14 protein-coding genes are annotated in these 16,462 nt (G+C 72.4%); 7 read left to right on the top strand and 7 right to left on the bottom strand.

The features are described 5' to 3' along the window. Positions 1 to 6: 6 nt before the first annotated feature. Positions 7 to 1,119: a methyltransferase gene (locus AB0I82_RS26880; protein WP_363259897.1), complete on the bottom strand. Its 1,113-nt coding sequence runs from the start codon at positions 1,117 to 1,119 to the stop codon at positions 7 to 9. A gap of 267 nt (positions 1,120 to 1,386) precedes the next feature. On the opposite strand from AB0I82_RS26880, the gene AB0I82_RS26885 reads away from it, so the two are divergent. Both AB0I82_RS26885 and AB0I82_RS26890 read left to right on the top strand, forming a co-directional pair. Continuing rightward, on the top strand, positions 1,387 to 2,622 hold the full coding sequence (locus AB0I82_RS26885) for an amidohydrolase (protein ID WP_363259898.1): 1,236 nt from the start codon (positions 1,387 to 1,389) through the stop codon (positions 2,620 to 2,622). Between the two features lie 118 nt (positions 2,623 to 2,740). Further along, a complete protein-coding gene (locus AB0I82_RS26890) occupies positions 2,741 to 3,826 on the top strand; it encodes a MerR family transcriptional regulator (RefSeq protein WP_363260017.1) in 1,086 nt (361 codons plus the stop codon). 1 nt (position 3,827) lies between these two features. Here AB0I82_RS26890 and AB0I82_RS26895 read toward each other — a convergent pair whose 3' ends face one another. Next, a complete protein-coding gene (locus tag AB0I82_RS26895; RefSeq protein WP_363259899.1) occupies positions 3,828 to 5,072 on the bottom strand; it encodes an FAD/NAD(P)-binding oxidoreductase in 1,245 nt (414 codons plus the stop codon). Between the two features lie 250 nt (positions 5,073 to 5,322). On the opposite strand from AB0I82_RS26895, the gene AB0I82_RS26900 reads away from it, so the two are divergent. Further along, entirely contained in the window at positions 5,323 to 5,796 is a 474-nt protein-coding gene (locus AB0I82_RS26900; RefSeq protein ID WP_363259900.1) for an AMP-binding protein, read from the top strand. Here the strand turns inward: AB0I82_RS26900 and AB0I82_RS26905 are convergent. After that, entirely contained in the window at positions 5,763 to 7,208 is a 1,446-nt protein-coding gene (locus tag AB0I82_RS26905; protein ID WP_363260018.1) for an MFS transporter, read from the bottom strand. The two genes, AB0I82_RS26900 and AB0I82_RS26905, sit on opposite strands and share 34 nt — an antisense overlap. A gap of 421 nt (positions 7,209 to 7,629) precedes the next feature. Between AB0I82_RS26905 and AB0I82_RS26910 the strand changes: the two genes are divergently transcribed. From AB0I82_RS26910 to AB0I82_RS26925, 4 genes are all read left to right on the top strand, one after another. Continuing rightward, entirely contained in the window at positions 7,630 to 8,529 is a 900-nt protein-coding gene (locus tag AB0I82_RS26910) for a formylglycine-generating enzyme family protein (RefSeq protein ID WP_363260019.1), read from the top strand. Positions 8,530 to 8,707: 178 nt separating this feature from the next. Continuing rightward, positions 8,708 to 10,816 carry an arylsulfatase gene (locus tag AB0I82_RS26915; protein WP_363259901.1) on the top strand — a complete coding sequence of 703 codons (2,109 nt, stop codon included), beginning with the start codon at positions 8,708 to 8,710 and terminating at the stop codon, positions 10,814 to 10,816. 201 nt (positions 10,817 to 11,017) lie between these two features. Further along, entirely contained in the window at positions 11,018 to 12,031 is a 1,014-nt protein-coding gene (locus AB0I82_RS26920) for a LacI family DNA-binding transcriptional regulator (protein ID WP_363259902.1), read from the top strand. 222 nt (positions 12,032 to 12,253) lie between these two features. Further along, the gene (locus AB0I82_RS26925; protein ID WP_363260020.1) at positions 12,254 to 12,448 is read left to right on the top strand and encodes a hypothetical protein; all 195 of its coding nucleotides are present in this window, start codon (positions 12,254 to 12,256) and stop codon (positions 12,446 to 12,448) included. 44 nt (positions 12,449 to 12,492) lie between these two features. Here AB0I82_RS26925 and mscL read toward each other — a convergent pair whose 3' ends face one another. From mscL to AB0I82_RS26945, 4 genes are all read right to left on the bottom strand, one after another. Continuing rightward, positions 12,493 to 13,008 (bottom strand): large conductance mechanosensitive channel protein MscL, encoded by a 516-nt coding sequence (mscL, locus tag AB0I82_RS26930; protein WP_363259903.1) that lies wholly within the window; start codon positions 13,006 to 13,008, stop codon positions 12,493 to 12,495. A 693-nt stretch (positions 13,009 to 13,701) separates the two neighbouring features. Further along, positions 13,702 to 14,535 carry an S-methyl-5'-thioadenosine phosphorylase gene (locus AB0I82_RS26935; RefSeq protein ID WP_363259904.1) on the bottom strand — a complete coding sequence of 278 codons (834 nt, stop codon included), beginning with the start codon at positions 14,533 to 14,535 and terminating at the stop codon, positions 13,702 to 13,704. Between the two features lie 98 nt (positions 14,536 to 14,633). Further along, positions 14,634 to 14,963 (bottom strand): FmdB family zinc ribbon protein, encoded by a 330-nt coding sequence (locus AB0I82_RS26940; protein ID WP_363259905.1) that lies wholly within the window; start codon positions 14,961 to 14,963, stop codon positions 14,634 to 14,636. Between the two features lie 69 nt (positions 14,964 to 15,032). After that, complete coding sequence (locus tag AB0I82_RS26945) at positions 15,033 to 16,253, bottom strand: MFS transporter (RefSeq protein WP_363260021.1); 1,221 nt, start codon at positions 16,251 to 16,253, stop codon at positions 15,033 to 15,035. Positions 16,254 to 16,462 lie beyond the last annotated feature (209 nt).

Here is a 16,462-nt window from a genome sequence, read left to right on the forward strand (position 1 = left end):
CGGCGGTTACGGCTGCCGGTCCTCGTCACCGCCCGCGCTCCGGGGCGCCGGCCGCGCCGCCGGTACGGACTCCACGATCGAGGGGAAGGCGGGCGTGGACAGCACGCGGGTCAGCCGGAAGTCCGCCACCGAGAGCAGCGTGGCGTACTCCTCGGCGGTCCGCTCCTTGCCCTCCAGTACCGCCATCATCGCCACGTCCATCGCCTTGCCGTAGTGCGGCGCGTTGCCCTGCGGCAGTACCGAGTCGACGATCAGCAACCGCCCGTGCGCCGGAATCGCGGTCCGCACCCGGCGCAGAATGTCGACACAGGCCGCGTCCGGCCAGTCGTGCAGCACGTGCTTGAGCACGTACACATCGCCGCCCTCCGGTACGGCGGTGAAGAAGTCGCCCGCCTCGGCCCGCCAGCGGCCCGCCAGTTCCGGCAGGTCCAGCAGGTGCCGGGCGATCGCCGGCTCCTGGTCGTAGAGCACCCCGGAGAGCGAGGGGTGCAGCTCCAGGACGGAGCGCAGCAGCCCGCCCCGTCCGCCGCCGACATCGACCACCGTGCTGCCCTCGGGGAACGGATAGCTCTCCGCGACCAGCCCGTCCACCGGCCCGGACAGCGACGCCATCCCCGTGTCGAACAGCTCGCGCGTCCCGGGATCGGCGGCCAGTACCTCGAAGAGCGGCGCCCCGAAGAGCCGGTCGAACGACGGCCCGGCGGACCGCACGGTCTCCGTCAGCGCCGCCGAGGACCGCCGGAACATCTCGTCGGTCATCATCAGCACCGCGTCCCGCAGCGAGTGCGGCACGTCCGAACGGAGCGGCTGCCCCGCAGGAGTCAGCCGGAACGCACCGGTCGCGTCCTCGCGGAAGATGTCCCGGGTGGCCAGGTAGCGCAGTACGCGCCGCAGGTGGGGGCCGTGCGTGCCGGTGGCCTCGGCGAGCTGGTCGGCCGTGCGCGGACCGGCCGCCAGGTGGTCCGCGATGCGGTACTCGACCGCCGTGCGCAGGGCGGCGGAGAACAGGTGCCCCAGCGCCTGCTCCATCAGAAAGGCGACCGGGTCCTCCGGCGTCCGGCCGTCGGCCGGGCGGTGCGCCGGCCGCCCCGTGGGCCGGTCGGTCGATGACGTGGTCAAGATCTGCCTCCCGTCACTCACCGAGGTGAGAGCTGGCGTCCGGGCCGAGGTGCCCGGCCGGGCCGTCCCGCACCGGACGACCACCGAAGCCCGCACCGGACGACCACGGTGGCAGCGCCCGGCCCGCCTGTCACCGGTACCTCCCGAACCACCCGCGAACTCCGGCCACCGAGCCGTACCTTCCGCCCCCGGCCGCGCGGCACGCGGCGGCCGCCGAACGGGCCGTGCCCCTGTCCCGTAAGGGCGTTACGTGATCGAATACGGCACATGAGCGATCGTGCGCGTGAGATGGTCCTGGCCCCGCTCGACGCCCGCATGGCGGACCTCGAAGCCCTCTACGAAGATCTGCACCGGCACCCCGAACTGTCCTTCCAGGAGACCCGCACCGCCGCCGAGGCCGCCCGTCGACTGCAGGCCGACGGCTACGACGTACTCACCGGCATCGGCCGCACCGGCGTGGTGGGCGTACTGCGCAACGGCGAGGGGCCGACGGTCCTGCTCCGTGCCGACATGGACGCGCTGCCCGTGACCGAGCGGTCCGGCCTCCCGTACGCCTCCACCGAGCCGGGCGTGATGCACGCTTGCGGCCACGACGTGCACGTCACCTGCCTGGCCGGTGCGGCGGGGCTGCTCGCCGCCGGACGCGAGCACTGGTCAGGCACGCTCGTCGTCCTCTTCCAGCCCGCGGAGGAGGACGGCGGCGGCGCGCAGAAGATGATCGACGACGGCCTCTACAGCAAGGTCCCGGTGCCGGACGTGGTCTTCGCGCAGCACGTCGCGCCGCTCGGGGCCGGCCTGATCGCGTACCACGACGGCGCCTGCATGGCCGCCGCCGACAGCCTGCGGATCACCTTCCACGGCACCGGCGGCCACGGCTCCCGCCCCGAGACCACGGTCGACCCGATCCTGATGGCCGCCTCGTTCGTGCAGCGCGTGCAGTCCGTCGTCGCCCGCGAGACCGCGCCCCGGGAGCAGGCCGTCGTCACCGTCGGCTCCTTCCACGCGGGCGACGCCCCGAACGTCATCCCCGACCAGGCCACCGTCCAGCTCAGCATCCGCACCTTCGACGAGGAGGTACGCGCCCGGGTGCTGGCCGCCGTCGACCGCATCGCCCGCGCCGAGGCCGCCGCGTCCGGCGCCGCGCGCGCCCCCGAGACGGAGAGCCTCGCCACCTTCCCCGTCACCCGCAACGACTCCGAGACGCTGCGCGAGGTCAACGCCGCCTTCGCCGGGCTCTTCGGCGAGCAGGCGCTGTTCCCCTTCGACCCGGCCTCCGGCAGCGAGGACGCGGGCCTGCTCGCCACGGCGGCGAACGCCCCGCTGTACTACTGGTGGCTCGGCGGCTGGGACCCGGCCGCCTTCCGCAAGGCGATGGAGGCCGGCCGGCTCTCCCAGGACATCCCCTCCAACCACTCGGCGTACTTCGCGCCGGTCCAGCAGCCGACGCTGACGATGGGGACGCGGGCGCTGGTGGCGGCGGCGCTGACCGGACTGCGCTCCTGAGGCTGCGTGCGGCACCGCCGTTGACCTTTCCCTTGGGGCAGGCCCCAGCCTCGGTCGTGGAAGGCGAACCAGGGCCCGGCGCCCAGGACGCGGCGTTCCAGGAGAGGGGCAACGGGTGGTGGCGGACGGTCTGCTGACGATCGGTGCGTTCGCCCGCGCCTCCCGGCTCTCACCGAAGGCGCTGCGTCTCTACGACGACCTGGGCCTGCTGCGGCCGGCCCGCGTCGATCCGTTCAACGGCTACCGCTTCTACGCCCCGGACCAGCTCGAACGGGCCCGCCTGGTGGCGTGGCTGCGCCGCCTGGGCATGCCGCTGTCCCGTATCCGGACGGTGTGCGACCTGGCCCCGGCCCAGGCCGCCGCGGAGATCGCGGCGTACTGGGCCGGGGTCGAGGCGGACACCGCGGCCCGCCGGGACCTGGCCGCCTTCCTCATCGACCAGCTCAGCGGAGAGGACCCGGCCATGACCGACGAAACGATCACCGGCATCCGGTACGCAGCCCTGTCGGACACCGGCCTGGTGCGCGAGGGCAACCAGGACACGGCCTACGCGGACAGCCGCCTGCTCGCGGTCGCCGACGGCTTCGGCGCGGACGGGGCCGCGGCCGGCACCGCCGCGATCGAGGCCCTGCGTGGGGTGGGGGACGGGCCCGCACCGCTCCCCGGCGACATTCTCAACACCCTCAGCGAGGCGGTGGGGCGGGCGAACCGCACCGTGGCGGAGCGGAACACGGGCGACGACAGCGGCACCACCCTCACCGCACTGCTGTGGACCGGCTCCCGGCTGGCACTCGTGCACGTCGGCGATTCCCGCGCCTACTTGCTGCGCGGCGGCGGCTTCTTCCGCATCACGCACGACCACACCCACGTCCAGTCCCTGGTGGACGAGGGGCGGATCACCCCCGAGGAGGCGTCCGCGCACCCGCAGCGGGCGCTGCTGCTGCGGGCGCTGGACGGCCGGGAGGGCGACGGATCCGTACCGGATGTGAAGCTGCACGACGCCCGGCCCGGAGACCGCTATCTGCTCTGCTCCGACGGCCTGTACGGCGTGGTCACGGACGCGGAACTGCGCCGCGTACTGGCCACGGGCAGCACCCCGGAGGAGGCGGTGCGCGACCTGATCGCGCTCGCCCACGCGGCCGGCGCCCCGGACAACGTCAGCTGCGTCGTCGCGGACACGGTCACGGCGGCGGGGCCCCGGTGACTCAGCCGAGCCCCTTGAGCATCCCGTGCCAGTAGAACTGCGGGAGTCCGTACCGCTTGAGGAACCACATGTCCGTCCGCTCCCTCGTCGTGTCCAGGAAGGGCAGCGAGGGAGCGGGCTTGAGGTCGTAGTCGAACTCCGCCAGCAGCATCTTGTGGCGCGCGGTGACCAGCGGACAGGAGGTGTACCCGTCGTAGCGGGCGCGGAGCGGGCGGTCGCGCAGGGAGTCGCGGAGGTTGGCGACCAGTACCGGGGCCTGCTTGCGCACGGCCGCGCCGGTCTTCGAGGTCGGCAGGTTCGCGACGTCCCCGAGCGCGAACACCTCCGGGTGGTCCGGGTGTTGCAGCGTCCCCGGGTCGGCCTTGACGTACCCGAAGGGCGAGGCGGGATCGGCCAGCGGGCCGTTCGCCACCCACTCGGGAGCGGCCTGCGGCGGCACGGCGTGCAACAGGTCGTAGGAAATCGTCTCCTTGTCGCCCGTCGCGTGGTTCACGATCACCGCCTCGCATGCCGCGCCGTCCACGGACACCATCTCCGACCGCAGCCGTACCTCGATGCCGTACCGCCGGGCCACGTCCTCCAGTACCCGGCCGAACTCCGGCACCTTGAACATCGCCGTCTCGGGCAGCACGAGGACGACCCGGATGCGGTCCAGCACGCCGCGCTTGCGCCAGTGATCGGCGGCCAGATACGCGATCTTCTGCGGCGCTCCGCCGCACTTCACCGGCCCGGACGGCATCGTGAACAGCGCGGTCCCGCTCTTCATGCGGCGGACCAGGTCCCAGGTGAGCGGGGCCAGTTCGGGCAGATAGTTGCTGGTCACGCCGTCGTGGCCGAGGGCCTGCGCGAGACCGGGCACGCCGTCGGGGTCCAGCCGCAGCCCCGGCGCGAGCACCAGCCGGTCGTACGAGACGGTCCGCCCCGATGCCGTGCCGACCGTGCGCGCGCCCGGATCGACGGACACGGCGGCCTCCCGCAGCCAGTGCACGCCGGGCGGCATGACCTCGGCCTCGGTGCGTAACGACGCCCGCAACGGCGCCTGGCCACCGCCGACCAGCGTCCACAGCGGCTGGTACCAGTGCGTACCGGACGGCTCCAGCACCGCGACGTCCGGCGCCCCGGCGCGCCGCAGCCGAGCGGCCACGGTGATCCCGGCGGTGCCGCCGCCGACGACAACAATGCGGTGGTGCAGACGGGTTGACTGCGCTGGGGACTGCGGGGACGGCTGACTGGCTGACGTGGACATGTGAGCCTCCTGAACCTTGGGCGCAGCGCGCCTGGACGGGGTCAGGCCCAGCCTCTCAGGGGTGGGGGGCGGGGGCGAGGGCGCCGTTCGCGGCTGACGGCACGCTTTTGCGAGGCGGCGCCTCCGGTTCCGTTGGTCGGCGCATCTATCGCGCGTTCAACAAACGTTGATCACCGATCTTCAAGCTGGGCGCATGTTGCGCCGCGTGCCCTCCGATCCCGTTGACTCTGTTGATCCCGTTGACCCCGGCTTGGCCCCGCACTCTCCGGACATCGCCCTGAGCTGGACCGGCGAGCCGGGCCGGATCGAGGAGTTGACCCACAGTCAGCTCATCGACCGGTCGTCCCGGGCCGCCACCGCCCTGACCCGCCTCGGCGTACGCGCCGGCGACCGGGTGGCCGTCCATCTGCCCCTGGTCCCCGAGTCGGTGATCGCCACGCTCGCCTGCGGCCGTATCGACGCCGTACGCAGCAGCCTGCCGGTGACGCTGACCGCGCCCGAACTCGCCGCCCGGCTCAGGAAGTCCGAGGCGAACGTGGTCATCACCGCCGACGCCGGCTTCTGGGACGGCGCGGTACGCCCCGCCAAGTCCACGCTCGACCGGGCCCTGGCGCGCGGCGGCACGGACGTCCGCACCGTACTGGTCGTGAACCGCTGCCCCCGCCCCATCGCCTGGCACCCGGGCCGCGATCACTGGTGGCACGAGGTCCTCGACGCCGCCTGACGGACGTCTGCGCGGGGGCGGACGAGGAGCACCGCGGCCATCACCAGCAGGCCTGACGCCAGCACCTGGAAGCCGACCGGCTGAACCGACCCACCGGCCCCGTTGACCAGCGCCTGGGCTATGAGGGGCCCCGCCCCGCCGCCGAGGATCGTGGCGGCCTGGTAGCCGATGGACATACCGCTGTAGCGGACCTCGGCCGGGAACAGGCTCGCGAAGTACGCCGGTTCCGGTGCGGACAGCAGCGCCTGGGTCACCGAACCGCCGATGAAGACACAGAACAGCGCCGCCACGCTGTCCGAGTTCAGCAGCCACACCATGGGCAGGCCCCACAGGGCGACCGCCGCGCCGCCGGCCAGGAGCAGATCGCGCTGCCCGAAGCGGTCGGCCAGACGCCCGGCCAGCGGGGTGAGCAGCAGATTGACGACGCTCCCGACGATGTTGCCGGCCAGCGCCACCGACGCGCTGATGCCCATGACGGCTTCGGCATAGCCCACGAGGAAGGCACCACTGAGGAACCCGACCGTGGTGGGCCCGATATGGATGCCGATCACGGACAGGATCTGCTTCGGGTACCGGGTGATGGCTTCCAGTACGGGGGTACGTCCACGCTTCGGGTCCGGGCCCGGGGTTCGTACGGCCTGCTGGCCCTCCGCCGCCCGACCGGTCTCTGCCGCCCGGCTGGTCTCCTCCGCCCGGCTGGTCTCCGCCGCCCGGCTGGTCTCCGTTGCGCGGCCGGTCTCCTTCGCTCGCGTGAAGTCCGGGCTCTCCTCGACCTTGAGGCGCAGCACCAGCCCGACGAATACGAGCACCACGCTCACCAGGAACGGCAGCCGCCAGCCCCAGGCGAGCATCTGGTCTTCGGTGAGCGTCGCGGTCAGCAGCGCCACGACGCCGTTCGCGAGGATGACCCCGACCGGCGCGCTCGCCGAGACGATGCTGCCGAAGAACGCCTTGCGTCCGGGCGGCGCGTGCTCGACCGCGAGGAGCGCCGCACCGCCCCACTCGCCGCCCAGCCCGACGCCCTGCAGGAAGCGCAGCGTCACCAACAGGACCGGCGCCCAGATGCCTATCTGGCCGTACGTGGGCAGCAGCCCGACGGCGAACGTCACGGCGCCGGTGAACAGGAAGCTCGCCACAAGCATGGGGCGCCGCCCCACACGGTCGCCGAAGTGCCCGGAGATCAGGCCGCCGATGGGCCGCGCGACGAAGCCGACGGCGAAGGTGGCCAGCGACAGCAGGGTGCCGGTGCCGGGCGCGCTGGCCGGGAAGAAGATCTTGGCGAAGACCAGCGCGGCCATCGGGCTGTAGATGAAGAAGTCGTAGAACTCCAGCATCGAGCCCACCCCGCTGGCCAATGCCGCTTTCCAGGGATGCCCGGCCTCTCGGCGTGTTTCCGCGACCGCACTGTCCATGCTCACCGCCCCCACCTCCCATGCTCTGGAATCAATTCCAGAGCAGACTGAGGTTGGCCGTCGATATCTGTCAATGGTTCGGTACGAGAAAGTCGGCAGGTAGTTGCTGTCTTCGCGCTCCAGGGGTCGGTCGTGGGTTGACGTCGGGAAGCGGGGTGTCTTAGCTTCTGGGTCGGTTCTGGAATCGATACCAGAACGGTGTCAGGGTGTGCCGATGGGAGCTGAACGGCACCTCTGACCGCACCGGGAAACCCCAGCAGGAGGTCGTCATGAAGCCGGTGGAGGGCACGCCGTGAGCGCCTGCTGCGCCCCGCGCGGCGGGAACGCGGAAGCCGCGGCGGGGGAGGCGGCGGCGGGCGTGGCTCGCGAGGCGGCGGCGGGCGCGGGCGCCCTGCCGGGGCGCCGCGCGGACGGCAAAGGCATGGTGGCCGTGCCCGGCGGTGGCTTCCGTATGGGAGGGGCCGACCCGGACGCCTTCCCCGCGGACGGCGAGGGCCCGGTACGGACCGTCGTCACCCGCCCCTTCCTCATCGACCCGTGCACGGTCACCAACCGCCAGTTCTCCCGCTTCGTTCGCGACACCGGCCACGTCACCGACGCCGAGCGGCACGGCTGGTCGTTCGTCTTCTACGCCCTCGTCCACCCGCAGGCCCGTCGGTACGTACGCGAGGGTGCCGTCCCGCATGCCCCGTGGTGGCTCGCCGTCTCCGGCGCCTCCTGGCGCACCCCGTACGGCCCGGGCTCCTCCCTTCAGCAACTGGACCAGCACCCCGTCGTGCACGTGTCCTGGAACGACGCCGCGGCGTACGCGGCCTGGGCGGGCAAGCGGCTGCCCACCGAGGCCGAATGGGAACGGGCGGCCCGCGGCGGCCTCGACCAGGCGCGTTACCCCTGGGGCGAGGAACTGCTCCCGCGCGGCCGGCACCGCTGCAACATCTGGCAGGGCACCTTCCCGGACCACAACACCGGCGCGGACGGCCACCTCGGCACCGCTCCGGTCAAGTCCTACCGGCCCAACGGCTACGGCCTCCACAACGTCTCCGGCAACGTCTGGGAGTGGTGCGCCGACTGGTGGAGCACCACCTGGCACGTGCCGGACAGCCCGGAGACCCGGGACAACCCGCGGGGCCCGCTGAGCGGCGAGGCGAAGGTCATCCGTGGCGGCTCCTACCTCTGCCACTCGTCGTACTGCAACCGCTACCGCGTGGCCGCCCGCACCTCGAACACCCCGGACACCAGCACCGGACACACCGGCTTCCGCTGCGTGGCCGACCCGGACCCCACCACCGGCTCCACAGGAGGAACCAGTGTCATCGCGTGAGCCCTCGCCGACCGGAAGCACCGGAGGCGCCGGCCGGACCGGAAGCACCGGAAGCGCCGGAGGCACCGGCCGGACCGGTCGGACCGGAAGTGCCGGCCGGACCGCCGCCGACTCCACGCCCTGGTGGCCCGCGGCCCCGAGCGGTGCTGCCCCCAGCGGTGCGGCCCCCAACGTCCTGATGGTGATCCTGGACGACACCGGCTGGTCCGACTTCGGCTGCTTCGGGTCCGAGATCCGTACCCCGACCATCGACCGGCTCGCCGCCGGCGGGCTGCGCTACACCAACTTCCATGTCACGCCGATGTGTTCGCCGACCCGCGCCTGCCTGCTGACCGGCCGCAACAACCACAAGCTCGGCATGCGCTTCATCGCCGACACCGACACCGGCTTCGCCAACTCCCGCGGCCGGGTGGACCCCGACGTGCCGCTGCTCCCCACGCACCTGCGGACCGCCGACTACGGCTCCTACCTGGTCGGCAAGTGGCACCTGACCCCCGGCCACGAGATCACCCCGGCCGGCCCGTTCCACAACTGGCCCGTGCCGCGCGGCTTCGACCGGTACTACGGCTTCATGGACGGCTGCACCGACCAGCACGCGCCGGAACTGTACGAGGACAACCACCAGGTCCAGCCGGACCCGGACCCGGACTACCACCTCTCCGCCGACCTCGCCGACCGGGCCATCGGCTATCTGCGCGAACACCGCACCTACCGGCCCGACAGCCCCTTCTACCTCCAGCTCGCCCTGGGAGCCACCCATGCGCCCTTCCAGGCCCCGAAGGAGTACATCGAGTGCTACCTCGACGTCTTCGCCAAGGGCTGGGACCGTACGCGAGCCGACCGGCTGCGCCGCCAGGCCGAGGCGGGCCTCGTGCCCGAAGGGACCGAACTGACCGCGCGCAACCCGGGCGTGGCCCCGTGGGACGACCTCACCGAGGACGAACGGACCCTGTTCACGCACCTGCAGGCCGCGTACGCCGGTTTCCTGGAGCACGCCGACGCCCAGCTCGGTCGGGTCGTCGCGGCGCTGGAGGAATGGGGTGCGCTGGAGAACACCGTCGTGCTCGTGATGTCCGACAACGGTGCCAGCAGGGAAGGCGGCCCCCAGGGCGCCGTCGACGTCAACGCCCCGTACAACGGCGTCGGCCAGAGTGTCGCCCAGGAACTCTCCCGGCTGGACCGGCTCGGCGGCCCGCAGGGGCCAGCCCACTATCCCGAGGGCTGGGCGACGGCCGGCAACACGCCCTTCCGGCTGTACAAGCAGTACACCGACCTGGGTGGCGTCCGGGTGCCGCTGGTCGTGCACTGGCCGCGCGGCATCGCGGACGCGGGCGGCATCCGCGACCAGTTCGTGCACGCCGTCGATGTGGCGCCGACGCTGCTGGAGCTCGCCGGAGTCCCGTCGGACAGAGGTGCGTTCGACGGCCGCAGCATCGCCGGGACGTTCGCCGACGCCACCGCGCCGGCGCCCCGGGAGACCCAGTACTTCGAAATGCTGGGGCACCGCGCCATCCGCCACCAGGGCTGGAAGGCCGTCGCCACACACGTCCCCGGGACGCCCTACGAGGACGATGTCTGGCGGCTCTACGACACCACCCGCGACTTCTCCGAATGCCACGACCTGGCCGCGGAGGAGCCGGACCAGCTCAAACTGCTCTGCGAGCTCTGGGAGGAAGAGGCCGCCGCCCACGGTGTCTTCCCCCTCGACGACCGGCCGCTGAAGGAACTGCTCGCGCTGGACACCGGGCAGGGCATGCTGAGCGCCCGGCGGGTGGTGCTGGAGGCGGGCTCCGGCCATGTGCCCGCCGCCTGCCGGATCACCGGCAGCAATCGCACGATGCGGGCGACCGCGCGGCTGCGCCACGCCGCCGACGGGGTCGTACTCGCCAGCGGCACCAGCGCGGGCGGCTACGTGCTCTACGTCCAGGACGGGCACCTGGTCTTCGAACACCGGCTGCTCGACGCACACGTGCGCTGTGTCTCCCCGCGGCCTCTCCCGGCCGGGGAGGTGACGGCGGGCTTCCTCCTGGAGCGCCGGGAGGACCGGTCCGCGCGGCTGGTGCTGGAGGTGGCGGGGGAGGCGGTCGCCGGGGCGGAGATCCCGATGACCGCTGCCCGGCTCTCCGGATTCGGCCTCGACGTCGGGCGCGACACACTGAGCCAGGTGTCCCCGTCCTACACCGGCGAATTCCCGCTCCCCGCCGACGCGTTGATCGATGTGACGCTGGACTTCACCGGACCGGGCTCGGCCGATGAGCTGGCGGATGTACTGGAGGCCACGGAGTGACGGGGGACGGGGCTCGGGCGGCGGCCGGTGCGGCTCGGGTGGCGGTCGGTATGCCCCGGGCTGAGGACGGCGCGGTCCGGGCCGCGGGCGGCGTGGCTCGGGCGGCGGTCGGCGACCGGGTGGGGGCGGGGCCATGAGAGGCTGACCCCGTCGCCGCCCGGCGTCCCCGGCGGTGTGGGACACGGACGGACAGGCGGGCGAATGGCAACGATCAGCGACGTCGCGCGACGCGCGGAAGTGTCGCGGACCACCGTTTCGCGGGTCCTCAACCATCCGGAAACAGTGGTCGAGGAGAAGCGCGCACGAGTCCTGGCCGCGATAGACGAGCTGGGCTACCGCCCGAACGTCAGCGCCCGGAACCTGCGGCGCGGCGCCTTCGGCGTGCTGGCGCTGTGCGTCGGCGACGTCTCGCAGCCTTTCCACGGGCAGCTGACGAAGGCCGTCCAGACGGCCGCGGAGAAGCACGGCTACAGCGTCCTGCTCCACGACCTGGACAACCGGTCCGACCGGCTCACCGCCTTCCTCGAAGGGCTGCCCCACCGGGGCGTCGACGGCGTGATCATCGCGACGGCCGACGACCTGACGGCGCCCGCCGTACGCACCGCGATCGGTGCGGCGCTGGAAGCCGGAGTGCTCGTCGTCTCCACCGGCACCGCCGTCGACGACCCCGCCGTGCCCGCCATCGCCAGCGACAACGCAGCGATCGGCGCCGAGGCCACCCGGCATCTGCTGGAGCAGGACCTGTGGCCGGTGGCCTTCCTCGGCGGCCGCCGGTCCTCCACGCTCTCCGCCGAACTCCGCGCGGGCTACCTGACCGCCTGCCGGCGTGCCGGCCGCGCACCGCAGAACTGGATGTACCTCAGCGGCGCTTTCCAGAGCGAGCCCGCGCGGCGCGCCGTCAGCCGCCTGCTCCAGGAGCGGCCCGAGGTCCGGGCGCTGGTCGCGGCGAACGCGCCGATGGCCGTCGGTGCGATGCGGGCCGCCGGGGAGCTCGGGCTGCGCATCCCCGAGGATCTCGCGGTGGTGTGCTGCGAGGACGTGGAGCTGTCGATGTACACCAGCCCTCCGCTGACAGCTGTCGCCCTCGACCTCGACGAGCTCGGCGGCCGCGCGGTCGACACCCTCGTCGCCGCACTCGCCGGCGAGCGCACCGACCGGACCACACACATCCCGCACAGCCTCGTCGTCCGGGGGTCTTCCCTGACGGGGGCGTAGCGGCCACCGGCGGGTGGCGGCGACCTCCGGACGGTACGCACGCTCCGTACCCGGAGCAGCGGCGCCCGGGGCGGCAGAGTCCGGAGCGGCGCCGTCTGGGACCGCGGCGTCCGGCACAGCGGCGCCGGGGACCGTACGCGGCGGCCGTACCCTGGAGGAATGAGTGAGACCGCCGACGCCGCAGCCGAGAACGAGCCGGATAAGGCCCCGCAGGCTCCGGACATGCCCGCGGCCGCGGGGACCGGCGCAGGCCGCGGCCCGAAGTCCGCGGCCGCCGCGTTGATCTTCGACGACCCGCTGGACCGGCAGTCGGCGGACGACACGGACCGGGGATGGGGCGAGCGGCCCGGGTCCGCGAACAGCAGCGCGGCCGACCTGGCGCGCTTTCTGGACGAGAAGCCGCCGCACCACATCTGAGGGCTCCGGAGAGCCGCGTCCGACGCGTGCGGCGGCGGCTCGCGTCAGCTCTGCGACTTCTCCGTCGAGACGGGGCCGGGGATCGCGCCCGCGCCCACGGCGGGCTCCGATCCGTCGCGCTGGGTGATCAGCGCATCGCGGATCTGCGCCAGCAGCTCGACCTCGGTCGGGCCCACCGGGGTCTCGTCCACCGGCTTCTTCGCGTCCTGGCGCGCCTTCCACTTGTTCATCGGAAGGATCATGAGGAAGTAGACGACCGCGGCGGTGATCAGGAAGGTCAGCGCGGCGCTGAGCACCGAGCCCCAGAGGATGTAGATGCCGTCGGTGAATTCGCCGGTCTTGGCGTCCGGGTGGCAGGTGGCGCTGAGGCAGCTCTTGTAGTGGTCCAGGTTCTGCGAACCGAGCGCACCGATGAGCGGGTTGATGACGCCCTTCACCACAGCGTTCACGATGTTGGTGAACGCGGCGCCGACCACGACCGCAACCGCAAGTTCGATGACGTTGCCGCGCATCAGGAATTCCTTGAATCCCTGCAGCACGCCGTTCTTCTCGTCGCTCACCTGACAGCCTCTTTCCACGCTTACTTCGGACGCCGGGCCTTTCCGAGGCGCCGGCGCAACTTACGGCGAGGTGGGGCACAGCTGTCCAAGGGCTCAAAAGAGACCAGAATTTGGACGGAGCGTCAGTACGGATCAGCATGGCGTTACCGCCGTACGGGGTGAAATCGCCACATTGCGACATCGGGGGGTCGCCCCACCATCCGTCACAGTTTTGCGTGCCTGATGCGTATCGGCCAGTAGAACGGAATTGCTGAAACGGCCTTCGGTGCGTGTTTCGCCACCCGGTGAGGCGATGGCGAGAGCGGCCGCCATGGCGGCCAGGCCAGCGGAAACGGCGTACCAGCGGGCTTTCGGCAGGGCCGGCGTGCGGTGCCGCGCACCGCGAATGCGGAATGGCTCGAAGTGCGGAACCTCACACAACGGGGGTGCGGGCAATGGGGGATTGGTGTAGGAGGAGGTGGTCATCGTCGGTCACCGCCGGAAAGAGGGGAATCGCACGCCCCGCGCCGGTGCGCCAGGGCGTCGGACGAGAACCACCCTGACCGAATACGGCGGATCCCGCGGCGGCCTGTGGACAGCCGATTCCGCTACCCGTCGGTTGTGTACAACTCCCTCACCCGCAAGGAGTCCACGCGGCGTCCGCGCTGACGGTCACGGCCACCTGCGAGGGGCTCACGGCCGCCCGCGAGGCGCTCACGGCAGCTCGATCCCCAGTTCCCGGCCCGCATGGACCTGGGCGCAGGCGCAGGTGCGAGCCGTCGCCGCGGGGAGTGCGGCCACCGCCTCGAAAAGGACCTCGCGCAGCCGGCCCACGTTCTCGGCGAAGACCCGCAGGACCTCGCCGTGCGAGACGCCCGCGCCGACCTCGGCCCCCGCGTCCAGGTCCGTGACCAGGGCCATGGAGGTGTAGCAGAGGCCCAGCTCACGGGCCAGGACGGCCTCGGGGTGGCCCGTCATGCCGACCACCGACCAGCCCTGCGCCGCATGCCACCGCGACTCGGCGCGGGTGGAGAAGCGCGGGCCCTCGATGACCACGAGTGTGCCGCCGTCGACCGGCTCCCAGTCGCGCCCGCGGGCGGCGTCCACGGCGGTCCGGCGGCCGGCCGGGCAGTACGGGTCGGCGAAGGCCACGTGCACGACGTCCGGGACGCTGCCGTCCGGCAGGGGCACCCCGTCGAAGTACGTCTGGACGCGGGTCTTCGTACGGTCCACGATCTGGTCCGGTACGAGGAGTGTGCCGGGGCCGTACTCCGGGCGCAGGCCGCCGACCGCGCAGGGGCCGAGGACCTGGCGGACGCCGACCGAGCGCAGTGCCCACAGGTTGGCGCGGTAGTTGATGCGGTGCGGCGGGAGGTGGTGGCCGCGGCCGTGCCGGGGCAGGAAGGCGACCTGCCGACCGGCGATCTCCCCGAGGAAGAGCGAATCACTGGGCGGCCCGTACGGCGTCTCGACGGTGACCTCGGTCACCTCGTCGAGGAAGGAGTAGAAGCCCGAGCCGCCGATTACACCGATCTCCGCGTCCGCCATGCGGGTCACCCTAGCGGCCGGCGGCCCGCCCGCGGTGGTGTGCGGCACAACGCCGTGGACCCCGCCGTCGGTGACGGCGGGGTCCACGGGAAAGGCTGTCAGGCGGCGGAGCTGCTGCTCGACGTGGTCGTGGCGGAGCTGCTCCCGGACGTGGCCGAGGAGGAGCTCGACGACTTGCTGTCGGAGCTGCTCGACGTCGAGGAGGACGTGCTCGACGAGGAGGTCGACGCGGGGCTGCTGCTCGACGAGGAGCCGCGGCTGTCGTTCCGGTAGAAGCCGGAGCCCTTGAAGACGATGCCGACCGCCGAGAAGACCTTCTTCAGGCGTCCACGGCAGCTCGGGCACTCGGTGAGCGCGTCGTCGGTGAACTTCTGCACGGCCTCAAGGCCCTCGCCGCACTCGGTGCACTGGTACTGGTAGGTCGGCACGTTGTCTTCCTCCTGGCACTCTCACTCAATGAGTGCTAACGACGATCCATAGTGCAGTATTCCGGCGCGTCAGTCCACTGTGACCGGCGTACGGTGACCGACCCCACGTGCCGCGATCCGCCCTGTACCGGGCGGAATCAGGCGTCCCCGCAGCGCCGCGAGCACCAGGAAGGCCAGCGCCGTACCGGCCAGCGGCACGAAGAATCCGGCGCTGGGGCCGAAGCGGTCGGTGAGCTGCCCGGAGGCAGTGGCGGCCGCGGCCTGGCCCAGCGCCACCGCACCGGTCAGCCAGGTGAACGCCTCCGTACGGGCCGAGGCCGGCACCAGGGACTCGACCAGGGTGTAGCCGGTGATCAGGGCCGGTGCGATGCACAGGCCGACCACCAGGCCGGTCAGGCCCAGCAGCGGTACTGCGGTGAGGGCCCACAGCGGAGTGGTGGCCAGCGCCAGCAGCCCGTAGGCGACCAGCAGCCGGCGGCGCGGGCCGACCTTCCAGGCGATCGCGCCGCACACGATGCCCGCGGTCATGTTGCCGCCCGCGAAGATCCCGTACAGCACGCCGTTGATGCCCGGCTGCCCGATGGACTCCGTGAACGCCGTCAGCGAGACCTGCATGCCGCCGAAGACCGAACCGATGCCGAGGAAGACCGCGATGAGGACCCGCACACCAGGGACCGAGAGGGCCGAGGTGCGCGCCTCGCCGCCCTCCTTCGTGCGGTGCACGGCCGGCTGGCTACGGTGCTGCGCCGCGAAGAGCAGACCGCCGGCCAGCGTCAGGACGGCCTCGGCGATCAGACCGGCCGCCGGGTGGACGCTCGTGCACAGGGCGGTCGCCAGCACCGGGCCCACCACGAAGGTGAACTCGTCGGTCACGGACTCGAAGGCGGCGGCGGTCGACATCAGGGGGCTGTCGCTCAGCCGCGCCGCCCACCGCGCGCGCACCATCGGGCCGACCTGCGGCGTCGAGGCTCCCGTAGGTACGGCGACGACCAGCAGCGCCCACAGAGGCGCGTGCAGCAGCGCAAGGGCGATCAGCGCCGCCACTGAGGCGGCGTGCACGGCCACCCCGGGGAGCAGGACGGCGCGCTGCCCGAAGCGGTCGGCGAGCTTGCCGCTCTGCGGGGCGAACAGCGCCATCGAGATACCGGTCGCCGCGGAGACCACGCCCGCGGTCCCGAAGGAGCCGGTGGTGTGCTGGACGAGCAGGACGATGCCGATGGTGAGCATCGCGAAGGGCTGCCGGGCCAGGAAGCCGGGCAGGACGAAGGTCCACGCTCCCGGGGTGCGCAGGAGCTGTCCGTATCCGGGGCGCTTGCCGGACGGGCCGCCCGCAGGAGCGTTTTCGGGGTTCTGCGACTCGTCGTGGGCCGTCGAAGCGTTCTGGACCGTGGATGCCACGGCCGGGCCTTTCCGCCGCCTGGTGACGCGCCCGTGAGGTGATCACGGAGAGCGCGCCGAGAGCTGTCCTCTCGCGCTGGACCGAGTGATACCGGGTCCGC

The organism is Streptomyces sp. NPDC050315 (assembly GCF_040655775.1).
Lineage (GTDB): Bacteria > Actinomycetota > Actinomycetes > Streptomycetales > Streptomycetaceae > Streptomyces.

What these genes read in the sequence shown, in the direction of transcription:
- AB0I82_RS26905 (WP_363260018.1), bottom strand. Translation starts at nt 7,208, where the DNA reads ATGGACAGTGCGGTCGCGGAAACACGCCGAGAGGCCGGGCATCCCTGG.
- AB0I82_RS26925 (WP_363260020.1), top strand. Translation starts at nt 12,254, where the DNA reads ATGCCCGCGGCCGCGGGGACCGGCGCAGGCCGCGGCCCGAAGTCCGCG.
- AB0I82_RS26915 (WP_363259901.1), top strand. Translation starts at nt 8,708, where the DNA reads ATGGTGATCCTGGACGACACCGGCTGGTCCGACTTCGGCTGCTTCGGG.
- AB0I82_RS26895 (WP_363259899.1), bottom strand. Translation starts at nt 5,072, where the DNA reads ATGTCCACGTCAGCCAGTCAGCCGTCCCCGCAGTCCCCAGCGCAGTCA.
- AB0I82_RS26910 (WP_363260019.1), top strand. Translation starts at nt 7,630, where the DNA reads ATGGTGGCCGTGCCCGGCGGTGGCTTCCGTATGGGAGGGGCCGACCCG.
- AB0I82_RS26935 (WP_363259904.1), bottom strand. Translation starts at nt 14,535, where the DNA reads ATGGCGGACGCGGAGATCGGTGTAATCGGCGGCTCGGGCTTCTACTCC.
- AB0I82_RS26885 (WP_363259898.1), top strand. Translation starts at nt 1,387, where the DNA reads ATGAGCGATCGTGCGCGTGAGATGGTCCTGGCCCCGCTCGACGCCCGC.
- AB0I82_RS26920 (WP_363259902.1), top strand. Translation starts at nt 11,018, where the DNA reads ATGGCAACGATCAGCGACGTCGCGCGACGCGCGGAAGTGTCGCGGACC.